The organism is Brevundimonas sp. NIBR11, from assembly GCF_027912535.1.
Classification (GTDB): Bacteria; Pseudomonadota; Alphaproteobacteria; order Caulobacterales; family Caulobacteraceae; genus Brevundimonas.
Genome location: NZ_CP115465.1, coordinates 2,499,024 through 2,512,390 on the forward strand (window position 1 = coordinate 2,499,024; position 13,367 = coordinate 2,512,390).

The following is a 13,367-nucleotide window of genomic DNA, read 5'->3' on the forward strand; positions in this document are numbered from 1 at the left end:
CTTCAGACCGCCGGACCGCGCTGGACGATGACGCCGATCGAGGTCGCCGCATACCCCATCAGGGCGGCCGTCAAATGAGGGTCGGCGCGGTAGGGTGGCAGGTCGATGTAGGCGTCGACAGGTCGGTCGCCGGGCTCGAAATCGAACACCGCCGCCTTGTGGCCCGACGCGTTCAGCCGCTCGGCCAGCGCCTCCAGGTCGCGCCGCCTAAACAGGACGGTGGACAGGTTGTCGATGGTTCCGTCGTTGGAACTCAGATTGAACTCCGTCGTGTGAACGGCCCAGCCGCCCGGCTTCAGGCAGGCCACCGAGTTGACGATGAAGTCGAGCCCCTTCTCGATCGAACCCAGATGTTCGAGCGCGCAGGCAGACCAGCAGAAGTCGAAATCCGTGAGGTCGGACGGGATCGCGTTCATGTCGCAGTTGCGAAGCGAGACGTTCCGGTCGAACAGCTCGTCGGGGCAGACCCAAGGACGGCGCAGGGCCTCCTTTTCGATCGCGTGCTGGGACGACTGCGCCCAGCCCGCTTCGGTGGCGCGCTCGGGGCTCAGGTCGGTGGCGACGACCTCACAACCCTCCGAGGCGAAGAAGGCCGGTAGAGGCTCCAGTCCGACGCCGAAGCCCAGCGCGCGGGCGCCCGGTTTGACCGCCCCACGCTCCCACAGGGCCTGACAGATGAAGACGAACTCCCACAGCTTACGGTGATAGCGCAGGCCCTCGCCGAGACGGCCGGTCCAGAAGGAGAAATACGGCTCCTTGAAACTCGACTGACGACAGACCGTGGCCTGGGGGAAGGCGTTCGCGGCGGGCTGGCCGGGCACCATCGGCGGCTGGTTCCGCCAGTGCGACGGGTCTGGCAGGGCGATGGACGACAGCATGGTCCGCATCTCGCGCTGGTGGTCCTGCAGGAAGAGCCACATCGCGTCCTGGTATCTGTGGATCAGCCGGATGCGATCTTCGGCGCGTCGAAGCCGCATGGGAAGGCGGGCCAGGGTCTTGAAGAAACGAAGCATGACGCGTTCCGAACGGAGAGGCCTGTCGGCGCGCTCGGCGGCGCGTGAGAAAACCAGAAAGGGGGCCGGTTTGACGAGGACGTTGGGCGCCGTCAACCGGTTGGGCGGTCGCAGGCGCTCGTGACGGTCGGCTCGACGAACACGGTCCAAAGCAAAGAGCCCGCCGATCTCATCGAGAAGGGCGGGCTCGAAGTTGTCTTGCCAACAGGCCGTCGGGCGATTGAGCCCGGCGTCTTCTTTTCGGCTTGGTCGGGCCCCGATCCTTTGGGGGTCGGGGCCCTTGTCCAGGCGTCTTAGAAGTTGATGCCGATGGTGGCGCGACGGTTCAGAGGCTCGCGAACGCCGTCGGCGGTCGGACGGGCCAGGTTGGTCTCACCCTTGCCGTCGAGGGCGATCACGCCGCCGGCGACGCCTTGGGCGACCAGGGCGTCAGCCACGGTGCGCGAGCGACGGTTCGACAGGCCCACGTTGTAGGCGGCCGAGCCGGAGGTGTCGGCGTAGCCGACGACCAGAACGCGCGTCGGACGACCCGACTTGGCGTAGTTGGCGGCCTGCGTCACCACCGAGCGGGCTTCGGCCGTCAGGTCCGAGCGATCCCAGTCGAAGTACACCACGAACTCGCGCGCGACCGGAGCCGGCGGAGGCGGCGGCGGGGGCGGAGGAGGCGGCGGCGGCGGGGGAGGCGGCGGGGGCGGCGGCGGGGGCGGAGGCGGCGGCGGCGGGGCCGAGTCGGCGCCGAAGGCGTAACGCAGGCCCAGGGTCACCGTGTGGCTCTCGTCGTAGTCGCCTTCGAACGTGCCGTAGTTGTTCACGGCCAGGGCCGAGCTCGTCGTGACGGCGGCTTCCATGTCGCCCGTCAGGTAGCGGTACGTCAGGTCGATGTTGGCGCGGTCGCCGATCGCGTAGCTCAGGCCGGCAATGGCCTGGGCGGCGAACTTGGTCGACGAATCGTCGGCCACGATCGAGACGGCGCGCTGGCCGCGGATGGTGCCCACGAACTCGGTGTTGACGCGATTCACGCCGACGCCGAGGCCGACGAACGGACGAACGCCCCAGTACTCGCCGCCGATGTCATAGATGACATTGGCCATCAGGGTGGCGGATTCGATGTCGCCGTCCGGCGAGTAGCAGGCGCCGGTGGCCGGGGTGAAGTTGCACACGCCCGACGGAACCGAGCCCGTCGAGTGACGGATGCGGCCGATGTCGCCCGAGCGGTAGCCGCCTTCGAGTTCGACGCGCCAGTTCGGGTTGAACCGGTAGCCCAGACGCGCGAACGCGGCCCAGCCGTCGTTCACTTCGGCGTTCCAGTTCACGCCGTTGCCGGTCGCTTCCAGGTTGATGTCGTCGATCTTGTGGTAGCCGGCGTCGATCGCGCCGTACCAGCCGTCCGGCTCAGCCGAAGCAGCGCCAGCGGACAGGGCGAGAGCCGCCGCCGCGCTGGAAGCCAGGAACAAGGTCTTGAAACGCATGGGTGTGAGCCCTCCGCAGCCATAATTGATCATTGCGGCGGTCTCACCGCCTGCCGGGGTCATAACAGCGTTGCCGCAAGAGGTCGATAGGCGGTCAAGCTGTTTGGCTGCTCAAACCTCGAGCGTGACGTTGAAGCTACAGAGGAAATCGGCCGCCATATGAGAATCGGGGACCCGGGCGCCCGTTGCCGCGACCATGCCACGCCTCGCCATCACAACGCTATCTCATGGCGCCGAAGCCCGTTATGCCCACGTGGCATGACGGGAGCTATTCAGGGATGAACCGGCGACGGACCAGGATCGGCGTCTTCACCGCCACCCGGGCGGAGTACGGGCTGCTGCGGCCGGTCCTCGCGGCGATGGAGCAGTCCGCGACAATTCAGCCGCTTCTCATCGTCGCGGGAGCCCATCTGTCGGCGCGGCACGGGGCGACCCTGGCTGAAATCGAGGCGGACGGACGCCGGCCCGCCGCGCGGATTCCCGCTCCGCTGGCTGGAAACGACCGGGTTTCGGCCGCGATCGACATGGCCGAGACCCTCGCCGGTTGCGCCCGGGCCTATGTTGAACTGCGGCTCGACGCCGTGCTGATCCTGGGCGACCGGACCGAGGCCCTGGCAGCGGCGGCCGCGGCCGTCCCGCTGAATCTGCCCATTTTGCATCTGGAAGGCGGTCACCGGACCGAGGGCGCCGTGGACGATGCGATCCGCCATGCGATCACCAAGCTGGCGGCCCTGCATTTCACCGCCGCCGAACCTTATCGCCGCCGCCTGTTGCAGATGGGCGAAGCGCCCGAACGGGTCTTCACCGTCGGGTCGACAGGCATCGATAATCTGAAGACTTTCGGGCGCTCGACCCCAGCGGATGCGTCGGCCGTGACGGGGCTGGATCTGCCGGAGGGATTTCTGCTGGTCACCTTCCATCCGGAGACGCTCGGCGTTCTGTCGCCGGCCGATCAGATCGGGGCCTTCCTGGGCGGACTGGCCTCGGTCGAGGACCGGGTCATCCTGATCACCCTGCCCAACGCGGATGCCGGCTCCGACGACATGCGCAAGGCCATCGCCGCCTTCGCCAGCGAGAGACCGGACCGGGTGCGGGTCGCCGAATCGCTGGGTGCGCGCGGCTATATCGCGGCTCTGACCGCCTGCGCCGCCGTGGTCGGCAATTCCTCCAGCGGCTTGATGGAAGCTCCGGCCGCCGGCGTTCCCGTCGTCAACGTAGGCGACCGCCAGGCCGGACGCCTGCGCACCCCCGGCGTACTCGACTGTGCTCTGAAGCCCGGCGCGGTGGCCGAGGCCATCGGGCGCGCCCTGTCGCCGGGGTTCCAGATCATGGCTCGAAGCCAGCCCGCCATGTTCGGCGACGGACAGGCCGGCCGGCGGATCGTGGAAATCCTGGACAAGACCAATTTCGAGGGCCTCGCGAGAAAGCCTTTCGTCGATCTTGACGTCGGCTAGCGCCGCACGCTGTCCAGCGGCCCGGCGGCCTCGCCCCGGACATGGGGCCACAGGGCCTCGCACACGGCGAAGTCGAAGGCCGTATCCACGTCCCAGCCCCGCTCGGGCGGCATGACATGGGCCAGGGTGTCCGACCCGACGAACGTTCGGCGCTCCAGCAGGATGCCCGGTCGTCCGACATAGACGGCGCCATTGACCACCACCGGCTCGCCCGGCTTCGCGACGTCCGGCCGGAACAGCCCGTCGTCGCCGACCCGGCCGTAGAAGGTCTGGGGCTTCAGCACCGGCGAGACGCCGATGACCGACGACGCCCCGCTGGCGTGACAGAGCGCGACCGCCGCATCGATGTCCGCGCCGAGCCTGAGCGGCGAGGTCGGCTGGAGGAGGACGACATAGTCCCAGATCCCGCCGAGCGTCTGCAGCGCGTGGGCCACCGCGTCGATGACCGACGCCTGCGGTCCAGACAGGTGGTCCGGGCGACGAAACGGCGGCGGAAAGCCCATCTCCGTCGCGACGGCGGCGACCGCCTCGTCGTCGGTGGAGACCACGACCTGATCCAGCACCCGGGCCTCGCGACAGGCCTCCAGCGTCCAGGCGACCATCGGCCGTCCCGCTAGCGGACGGACATTCTTGCCCGGCAACCCCTGCGACCCCGCCCGCGCCGGGACCAGACCCAGAACCCGCCCAGCGGAAGCGCCCTCGCCGATCATGTCCGTCTCCGTGACGCGCCTGTAGCGGTCCTTTAGACTCTGATTCGGACGGTCCGGACGCAATCACGCCGCCGGATCGAGGCGGGTCTGTCGTGGACATCGAAGCGGTCAGCAGAGCACTCAAGGGCCGGCGGGCGCTGGTCACCGGCGCCGGCGGCTTCATCGGCAGCCGGCTGTGCGAGCGGCTGGTCGAGATCGGCGCCGAAGTCCGCACTCTGGTCCGCTACACCTCCGACGGAGAGGCCGGCTGGCTGGATCGCTCGCCGATCCGTGGGCAGATCGACGTACGGCGCGGCGACCTGGCCGACCGTGACAGTGTCCACGATGCCGTGAAAGGCTGCGAGGTCGTCTTCCACCTCGGCGCCCTGATCGCCATTCCCTATTCGTACCTTGCGCCCGAAAGCTACGTCCGCACCAACATCCTGGGCACGCTCAATGTGCTTCAGGCGGCGCGCGAACTGGGCGTCGAGCGCTTGGTTCACACCTCCACCAGCGAGGTCTACGGGTCGGCCCAGTTCGTTCCGATGACCGAGGCGCATCCGCTGGTCGGGCAGTCTCCCTACTCCGCCTCCAAGATCGCGGCCGACAAGCTGGCGGAGAGCTACCACCGATCGTTCAAGACCCCTGTCGTGACCCTGCGGCCGTTCAACACCTTCGGGCCCCGCCAGAGCGCGCGTGCGGTGATCCCGGCGATCACGGTCCAGCTGCTGGCCGGTCGACCGATCAAGCTGGGCGACACGCGGCCGACGCGGGACTTCGTCTTCGTGGACGACACGGTCGAAGCCTTCCTGCGGGCCGCCACGGTTCCGGGCATCGAGGGCCTGACGGTGCATACTGGCGGCGGGCGAGAGGTCAGGATCGGCGACCTGCCGGCCATGATCGGGGCCGCCGCCGGCCTGCCGGTCGAGGTTGAGGCCGATCCGCAGCGGCTGCGACCCGCCGCCAGCGAGGTCGAACGCCTGCACGCCGACGCCTCCCTGGCGAAGGAACGCCTCGGCTGGGCGCCTTCGGTCACGGTCGAGGAAGGGCTGGCCCGCACCGTGGCCTTCATCCGCGATAACCCCGGCCTCTACCGGCCGGCGGAGTATGCGGTGTGACGCCGACGGACGGCATCGGTGAGAACCTGATGGGGCCGGAAGCGCCTCTGCTCGACGCCATCGCCCGGCTGGACGCGGTCCGGCGCAAGCTGGTCGTGGTCGTCGACGCCGAGCGCCGTCTTCTGGGCAGCGTCACCGACGGGGACATCCGACGCGGCCTCCTGCGCCGTCTGCCGATGGACGCGCCGATCCGCGAGGTGATGAACACCGCCCCGGTCTCGCTGCAGATCGACGGCTCGGACGCTGTCGCCCTGCAACGGTTGGAGGAGCGGGGCGTCACCCTGGCCCCTTTGCTCGACCGGTCGGGCCGGGTCGTGGGCCTCTACCCGGATACGGTCGGGACGCCCCGGGCCAGGGACAATCTGGTGGTCATCATGGCCGGAGGTCGCGGCGTTCGCCTTGCGCCTCTGACCCAGACCTGCCCCAAGCCGATGTTGAAGGTGGCTGGCCGCCCGTTGCTGGAGACCATCATCGAGCGCCTTAGGGCCCAAGGGTTCGGCCGCTTCCGCCTGGCCGTGAACTATCTGGCCGGGATGATCGAAGACCATTTCGGCGACGGCTCGTCGATGGGCGTCGAAATCGAGTATCTGCGCGAGGATCATCCGCGCGGAACCGCCGGCGCCCTGTCGCTGGTGCGCGACCCGATCACGGCGCCGATGTTGGTGATGAACGGCGACGTCCTGACCCGGATGGCCTTCGGCGGCCTGATCGACTTCCACGAGGAACACGAAGCCAGGGCCACCCTGTGCCTGCGCGAACATCAGTTCCAGGCGCCGCACGGCGTGGCCGAGGTGGAGGGCGTGCGGATGACGGCCCTGCGCGAAAAGCCGACCTTCCGCTGGCTGGCCAACGCCGGCGTCTATTGTCTTGACGGATCGGTGTTGTCGCGGATCCCGGACCACGGCCCGTATGACATGCCCGAGCTGCTGGCCGGCCTGGCGTCGGACGGCGAGATGGTCGGGGCCTATCCGATTCACGAATACTGGCTCGACATCGGCCGCCCGCCCGATTTCGAAAGCGCCCAGACCGATTTCGGCGAGGTGTTTTCCTGACCTCGGAGGCATGCCTCGACGCCGCTGTTCCCGCAGCAAAATCGCAGCGCCGCCCACAATCCTTGAGTCCGATCCGGAAAGCCGCCGCGCGAACGACGTTCACGAGATCGTCTGATGCGACACCGGGCTTGACCCGCGCGCGGGCGCGGCTCATTCAGCGCGGATCGCAACTGCGGTCAGGCTTGGGGCGTCCGAGACTAAATCTATGATCTCCGAGACATTTGGTCAGCAGAAGCGCATCATCAGCGCCCTGGTCGTGCGGGAGATGACGACCCGGTATGGGCGTCAGGGCTTGGGCTTCGCCTGGATCATCGGCGAGCCCCTGCTCTTCTGCTTCGGCGTGATGATCCTCTGGACCGCCACCAAGCCCGCCTATGAGCACGGCATCCGCCTCGCCCCGTTTGTGATGACGGGCTATATGTCGCTGATCCTGATGAGGCATTTCATCGCGCTTCTGTCTAGCGCGCTCCAGGCCAACCTGGGGCTGATGTACCATCGTCAGATCGCGCCCCTGCACCTGTTCTATTCCCGCGCCCTTTTGGAGCTCGGAGGGGCGACGGGCGCTTTTATGGTCGTCTACGCCGTGCTGTTGATGCTGGGTCAGGTCAGCCTCCCGCATAACTACCTGCTGCTCTACTCGGGCTGGCTGCTGCTCGCTTGGACCGCCCTCGGCTTCGCGCTGACGCTTTCCGGCCTGGTCATGCGCTACGAGCTTCTGGAACGGCTGGTGCCTCTGATCAGCTATGTGATGATCCCGGTCTCCGGCGCCTTCTACATGGTCGCCTGGATTCCCGCCTCCGCGAGACACATCGTCCACTGGATTCCGTTCATCCACGGCATCGAGATGGTGCGCGCCGGGGTCTTCGGCGAGTTCGTCCCCACCTACTATGACGCGCCCTATGCTCTTTTCATCGGCGCAATCATGAACATCCTCGGTCTTTTGATCATCTCGACCTCGCGCGATCGCGTCGAAGTCGAGTAGTAAGACCTGCCCGGAACCAGACCCCTGGGGTCCCAACGGATCGAATATGGCTGAAGCTCAAATCAACTACCTGGGTCCGATTCCGGAGGCGCTCACGTTCCGCGAGGCCCGCAAGCCTTGGTGGCAGCGCCTGCCGGTCGGCTTCCTGCTGGTCGTCGCCCTGCCCACGATGCTGGCCGCCCTCTACTACCTCGTCATCGCGACGCCCCGGTATGTGTCGGAAGCCCGCTTCATCGTCCGCGCCTCGACCCAGGGTTCCCAACCCTCCGTCCTCGGCGCTGCACTGCAGGGCGTGGGCCTGTCCACCGCCCAATCCGACGCTTTCGCCGTCCATGAGTACATCAAGTCGCGCGACGCCCTGCGCGAACTGGGTCGCCGCTTCGATATCCCCGCCATCCTGAACCCCCGCGGCGCCGACGCCTTCTCGCGCTATCCCCGTCCGTGGGACAGCACGGGCGAAGAGGGCCTCTACAAGGGGTTCAACCGCTTCGTCGTGGTCGGCTATGACTCCACCACCGGCATTTCGACCCTGCGCGTCGAGGCCTTCCGGGCCGAAGACGCCCGTCAGCTGAACCTGGCCCTGCTCGCCGGCGGCGAACAACTCGTCAACCGGCTGAACGAGCGCGCCATGGGCGACGCGGTGGCCGAAGCCAGCACGGCCCGCGACGAGGCCCGCGCCCGTCTGACCGGCATCCAGCAGGAACTGACCGCCTTCCGCAATCGCGAGGGCTTCATCGACCCCGAACTGGCGGCGCGCGAAAGCTCGTCCCTGATCGGCGGGCTGCTGGCCACCGTGGCTCAACTGCGCGCCGACCGGTCTCAACTGGCCGGCGAGGCTCCGCAAAGCCCGCAGCTTCCCATCCTCGACGGCCGCATCGCCGCCTATGAACGGCAGATCGCAGCCGAACGCGCCAAGGTCGCGGGGGCGTCGACGTCCCTGGCGCCTCGCGTGGGCGTCTACACCGACCTGGAACTGCGGCAGGCGCTCGCGGATCGAGAATTGGCCGAAGCGACCTCGGCCCTGCTGACCGCTCAGCAAGAAGCCCGCCGCCAGAAGCTCTATCTGGACCGGATCGTGACGCCGAATCTTCCCGACCGCCCGACCCAGCCGCGCCGCTGGACCGCGATCCTGACGGTCTTCGCCTCGTCCATCCTGATCTACGGGGTGGGCTGGCTGGTCTGGGCCGGAGTCCGCGAGCATCGTCAAGGCTGATGACGGCTCCCGCCAACGACATCGTCGAGTCGCCCGGCCTTCGGGTCGTGAATGTAGGCAAGACCTTCCACGGGGCCGTCAATCCTGTGTTTCGGGGCATCTCCTTCACCCTGGGGCGCAGCGACCGGCTGGCGATCCTCGGCCGAAACGGCCAGGGCAAGTCGACGCTGATCAAGATGCTGGGCGGAATCCTGCCGGCCACCGAGGGCGAGATCATCTGGAACATGACGTCGTCCTGGCCGATCGGCTTCGGCGGCGGCTTCCAGGGCAGTCTGACGGGGCTGGACAACATCCGGTTTCTGGCCCGCCTCTACAAACGCGACCAGAAGGAGACGCTGGAGCGGGTGGACGGGTTCGCCGAACTGGGCAGGTCGTTGCGCCTGCCGGTGAAGCACTACTCGTCGGGCATGCGCGCGCGCCTGGCCTTCGGTCTGTCGCTGGCGATCGAGTTCGATTGCTACATGATCGACGAACTGGTCGCGGTCGGCGACGCCCGCTTCCAGCAGAAATGCCAGGAAGAGCTGTTCGAACGGCGCAAGGACCGGGCCTTCATGATGGCGTCGCACGACACCCATCTGGTCGCCCACCACTGCGACCGGGCGATCATCATCGAAAGCGGCCAGTGCAAGATGTTCGATGACGTCGGCGAGGCCGTCGAGATCTATTCCTGGCTCCGGGCCGCCTGATGTCGTCAGAGGGTCTCGGCGTCCTGATCACGCCCTCGGCCGCAGGCACGGGCTGGCGCGAGGCCCTGACGGCCCGCGCCGTCAGCCTGGGCTGGGCGGTGCACGACGGCGCCTCGGAGCCCCCCGGCGTCGGCCTGGTCTTCGCCCACGACCACGCCGGCCTCCTGGCCTTTCCGCCGTCGGCGCGAGCGGTCGTCAGGGACACCACCGCCACGGCCAACCTGGATCCCGGCCAGCCGGCCGTGCTCGACGAAATCATCCTGCGGTCGACGATACTCGCGGAGGCCGAGTTGGCGGCGACGCAGGGCGCGGCCGTCTTCAACGCCGCCCGCTACGTTCTCGACTTCCCCATACTCGGGACGATCGAGCGCCGTGACGACGGTCCCTACCGGATCCACCCGAGCGTGTCGGAATCGCCGCTGGCGATCTTTGACGATCTCGAGCCCGGCAGTCAGGCGAACTGGCATCCGCGCTGGTTCGTCTACGTGGGCGGCTACGAGGGATCGATCGACGAGCCGCAGATCGACATGACCGGCCGCATGCGCGCGTTTCTCCATGGCCCCTACATCCGGCTTCCCGCCGGTCGCTGGCGCGTCGATGTCCATTTCACCGTCGATCCGCAGCGCGCCCACGCGCCCCTGTTGTTCGAATGGGGTTCGGGGATCGAGTTTTCCCGGATCATGACCGAGATCAACTATCCGGGCTCCTACGCCGTCAGCCTGGATCGGGTCTGGCAAGAGGCGGACGCCGCCCAACTTCGCATCTGGAACGCCCACCCCGTGTTCCAGGGTCGGTTCGGCTTCCAGGGGGCCAGGGTGACTCGCGTGGCGATGGACGACCCGACGCCGCCCACTCCGACAGACCGTATCGTCGAGGCTTCGGTCGGCTAGGGCTGCCCCGAGGTCCCGACCTGGGTCGCCTCGGCGCCCTGGAGGGCCGCCCTCGCGCGCTGGAAGGCCTCATCGAGCGCGGCGTTCCTGACGAACATCAGACCCTGAGGCCGCGGCGGCGCTGCAACGGTCGCGGAGCCCGGCGTGCCGCCGCCCCCGAGAGCCGCGCCGTAGAAGATATGGGCGCCGATCTGGCGCACCCGCGCCAGACGCCGGCCCCATGACGGAGACACGTAGTTGGCGTGGTAGTTGACGGATTCACGCGGCAGGAGGGCCTGTGAGCGGCCCTCGTAGACATCGCGAGCGATCCTCTCCGCCCGCGCCCACTTCACCATGTCCACGGGACTGCGGCCGATGGCGCCGTCGCAGGTGAAGGTGAACTGACACGTGCGGCTGTTGCGCTGATAGACCACCTGACAGATGTCGCGCGGATAGCCTCCGCTGCGCGAGCGGTTGATGACCACTTCGGCCACTGCGGCCTGGCCGTCTTCGCTCTCGTTTCGGGCCTCGTAGTATATGGCCTGCGTCAGGCATTCGACCGCGTTTGTCGGCACAACGGGCCGCGTTCTCAGATCGAGCTGAGGCGCCCGGTAACGCCCTCCCGAGCCGGCGCCGCCGGCCGTTGCGTCGACGCGGAGCGGCGGGGGCGCTATCACCGAAGTTGCCGAATATTGGTTCGCGACAGGAACCGAGGGGCGCGGCGCGCTTCGAGCCGCAGTCTGTGGCGTAACCCGCGATGAAGTTCGCGCTCTTGTCGCCGGCGCGGACCTGTGCGTTTGCGGATCGGAAAGGCGGCCCCCAGAGCCGTCGCGCATCATTGACCGAAGCCGCGCATTGAGCCGTTCTCGCCTTTCGGAGTCCGACACTGCGACAGGGGCGGGTTCGGGGTCGACGGTCGCCGCGCTTCCGGCGCCAGCCGGCCGTTCTGCTCCAGTGGCCGCAGACATCGACGCCGCGACACCCGTCGTAGCGCCGACCACGCAGACCACCACCAACGCTGAAACAACTTTGCGCAAGACGCCCCCGTGAGCCTGGGGCCTTCTAGCATCATGAGGAAAAGGATCAAAGCGGAGCCACAGGCGGAAACCGAGACAGAGTTTCTCTCTGGGAGCGATCCGAATGCTGTTCTAGAAGCAGACCATGGTCCCCAAGGGTTTCCACTCTGGATTTTCGTTGATCGAAGCCTTGGTCGTGCTCGCGATCGGCGGCATGGCGCTCGCCATCATCTTCAGCATCGGAGTGAAAGCCGGCGACACCGGTTTCGGGTTGGGACGTCGCGCCATGACCGTGGCCGACGCCGACATCGCCACCAGCGATTTGCGAAGCATCCTGCGAAGCGTCGTGTTGCGGCCGGCGAATACATTCGTGGTCGGGGTGGATCGCCCGGTTCTCGGCAGCCGGGACGAGTTAGACACGGAGGTGGTCATGGAGCGTTCCACCCAGTGCGCTCCTCAGGGCTGGGCCGGCCGAATGGTGCTCAGAATCGAGCCGCGGGACGGAAAGGTCCTGTTGACGTGCACGGCCGGGGGCAAGACAAGAACATTGATCGACTTCGCCGACAATCCCGCCGCATTCTCCTATTCAGTCGATGGGCAGACGTGGACCCCGACTTACACGAACGCTCCGATCGACGGTGTTCGTGATGAGGTGCTCAGATCACAGTCTCTGTGGATCCGTCTGGCCGGCCCGCCAATTGCTGATGTCGTCGAGCATGCCGCGTCGGGCCGGCCGCTGGTCTGGGTGCGGCCCGATGCGTAGATCAGGGCATCCAGGAGGGTTCGCCCTCCCCGCGGTGCTGGGTGTGACCGGAGTTGTCACCTTGGTCTTCCTCGTAGCCATTACCGCGCTCGCCAGTCTCACCGCCGAAGCCGCTTCCGCGCGGGCGCGCGTCCGCTTCCTGCAGAGCGCTCTGAGCCAGGAGGCGATGGTCGCCTATATGCTGGCGACAGAGCCGCTGAACGGCAGCGGGGTTGCGGCAGGTTCGCCGCGGGCCGCTCCGGGGTTCGAGAGAACCGAAACCGTCCTCTCGTCTCCCATGTCTGGCGACGAGGCAGCTCTCGTTTATCTGGACGGACGCCCCTATCGCGTCGACGGCGACGTCAACTCGGAGATCGAGCTCAGAGATCAGGCGGGGATGATCAATCTTGCAGGTCTGGATCTCGTCCAGATGGAGCGACTTGCCGCCATGCTGGGCATTCCGGCGACGAAGATTCGGGACCTTCCCGCCATCCAGGCGGATTACATCGATGTCGACGATCTGAGGCAACCATCCGGCGCCGAGCGGCAGGAATACGCAGGCGACATCGCAAACCGTCCGCTTCTTAGGCCCGCCGAATGGCTCTCACTTCTCGGCGTACGGCGCGAGGTCGACATGGCTCGGTGGAGACAGCTGCGAACCGACATCGCCGTGGATCACACTCTGCCGACCGTGAACGTCAACACCGCTTCTAGCCCCACCTTGCAGGTATTGTTCGGGCTCAGTCCGCAGCAAGCCGACAGTGCGATCCGCACCAGGCAGGCCGCTCCATTCGTATCGCTGATGGATTTTACCGCCGCCGCGGGCGTGCCGGCTCCGATGGACGACCGCATTTACACCTTCCCTTCGGGACGGGTCATTCTCTCTGTCCGTGACAACCGGTCGGCGTGGCTTTACCGCGCTCGGCTAACGCTCTCCCCCAACGACCTCGAAAAACCTGTATGGATCGACCAGTCGGAACTGACAGAAGCGCCGCGACGGGCGGCGGCGAACATCACCAATGCAACTAGACTTCCTTATACCGCCCATTAGCAGGCTTGCCGCT

The 13,367-nt window shown here is 67.2% G+C and carries 13 protein-coding genes; 9 read left to right on the forward strand and 4 right to left on the reverse strand.

Annotation, left to right across the window (positions count from 1 at the left end; genetic code table 11):
• Nucleotides 1-2: 2 nt before the first annotated feature.
• On the reverse strand, nucleotides 3-1,013 hold the full coding sequence (locus tag O5O43_RS12640) for a class I SAM-dependent methyltransferase (protein ID WP_271084246.1): 1,011 nt from the start codon (nucleotides 1,011-1,013) through the stop codon (nucleotides 3-5).
• Between the two features lie 293 nt (nucleotides 1,014-1,306).
• Nucleotides 1,307-2,482 (reverse strand): outer membrane beta-barrel protein, encoded by a 1,176-nt coding sequence (locus O5O43_RS12645; RefSeq protein WP_271084247.1) that lies wholly within the window; start codon nucleotides 2,480-2,482, stop codon nucleotides 1,307-1,309.
• A 278-nt stretch (nucleotides 2,483-2,760) separates the two neighbouring features.
• Between O5O43_RS12645 and neuC the strand changes: the two genes are divergently transcribed.
• Nucleotides 2,761-3,936: a UDP-N-acetylglucosamine 2-epimerase gene (neuC, locus tag O5O43_RS12650; RefSeq protein WP_271084248.1), complete on the forward strand. Its 1,176-nt coding sequence runs from the start codon at nucleotides 2,761-2,763 to the stop codon at nucleotides 3,934-3,936.
• Here neuC and O5O43_RS12655 read toward each other — a convergent pair.
• Nucleotides 3,933-4,646 (reverse strand): acylneuraminate cytidylyltransferase family protein, encoded by a 714-nt coding sequence (locus O5O43_RS12655; RefSeq protein WP_271084249.1) that lies wholly within the window; start codon nucleotides 4,644-4,646, stop codon nucleotides 3,933-3,935. The genes neuC and O5O43_RS12655 overlap by 4 nt on opposite strands.
• 92 nt (nucleotides 4,647-4,738) lie before the next feature.
• On the opposite strand from O5O43_RS12655, the gene O5O43_RS12660 reads away from it, so the two are divergent.
• The 6 genes from O5O43_RS12660 (at nucleotide 4,739) to O5O43_RS12685 (ending at nucleotide 10,566) form a co-directional block, all read left to right on the forward strand.
• Nucleotides 4,739-5,743, forward strand: a complete 1,005-nt coding sequence (locus O5O43_RS12660) for a GDP-mannose 4,6-dehydratase (RefSeq protein ID WP_271084250.1) — start codon at nucleotides 4,739-4,741, stop codon at nucleotides 5,741-5,743.
• On the forward strand, nucleotides 5,740-6,795 hold the full coding sequence (locus tag O5O43_RS12665) for a nucleotidyltransferase family protein (RefSeq protein WP_271084251.1): 1,056 nt from the start codon (nucleotides 5,740-5,742) through the stop codon (nucleotides 6,793-6,795). The genes O5O43_RS12660 and O5O43_RS12665 overlap by 4 nt, the downstream gene beginning before the upstream one ends.
• A 205-nt stretch (nucleotides 6,796-7,000) precedes the next feature.
• Nucleotides 7,001-7,777 carry an ABC transporter permease gene (locus O5O43_RS12670; RefSeq protein WP_271084252.1) on the forward strand — a complete coding sequence of 259 codons (777 nt, stop codon included), beginning with the start codon at nucleotides 7,001-7,003 and terminating at the stop codon, nucleotides 7,775-7,777.
• A gap of 46 nt (nucleotides 7,778-7,823) precedes the next feature.
• A complete protein-coding gene (locus tag O5O43_RS12675) occupies nucleotides 7,824-8,990 on the forward strand; it encodes a chain-length determining protein (RefSeq protein WP_271084253.1) in 1,167 nt (388 codons plus the stop codon).
• The gene (locus O5O43_RS12680; RefSeq protein ID WP_271084254.1) at nucleotides 8,990-9,676 is read left to right on the forward strand and encodes an ABC transporter ATP-binding protein; all 687 of its coding nucleotides are present in this window, start codon (nucleotides 8,990-8,992) and stop codon (nucleotides 9,674-9,676) included. Before O5O43_RS12675 ends, O5O43_RS12680 begins: the two co-directional genes overlap by 1 nt.
• Nucleotides 9,676-10,566 (forward strand): hypothetical protein, encoded by an 891-nt coding sequence (locus O5O43_RS12685; protein WP_271084255.1) that lies wholly within the window; start codon nucleotides 9,676-9,678, stop codon nucleotides 10,564-10,566. The genes O5O43_RS12680 and O5O43_RS12685 overlap by 1 nt, the downstream gene beginning before the upstream one ends.
• On the opposite strand, the gene O5O43_RS12690 is transcribed toward O5O43_RS12685, so the two are convergent.
• On the reverse strand, nucleotides 10,563-11,120 hold the full coding sequence (locus O5O43_RS12690) for a cell wall hydrolase (protein WP_271084256.1): 558 nt from the start codon (nucleotides 11,118-11,120) through the stop codon (nucleotides 10,563-10,565). The genes O5O43_RS12685 and O5O43_RS12690 overlap by 4 nt on opposite strands.
• 586 nt (nucleotides 11,121-11,706) lie before the next feature.
• On the opposite strand from O5O43_RS12690, the gene O5O43_RS12695 reads away from it, so the two are divergent.
• The gene (locus tag O5O43_RS12695) at nucleotides 11,707-12,324 is read left to right on the forward strand and encodes a prepilin-type N-terminal cleavage/methylation domain-containing protein (protein WP_271084257.1); all 618 of its coding nucleotides are present in this window, start codon (nucleotides 11,707-11,709) and stop codon (nucleotides 12,322-12,324) included.
• 43 nt (nucleotides 12,325-12,367) lie between these two features.
• On the forward strand, nucleotides 12,368-13,354 hold the full coding sequence (locus O5O43_RS12700) for a type II secretion system protein GspK (protein WP_271084258.1): 987 nt from the start codon (nucleotides 12,368-12,370) through the stop codon (nucleotides 13,352-13,354).
• Nucleotides 13,355-13,367 lie beyond the last annotated feature (13 nt).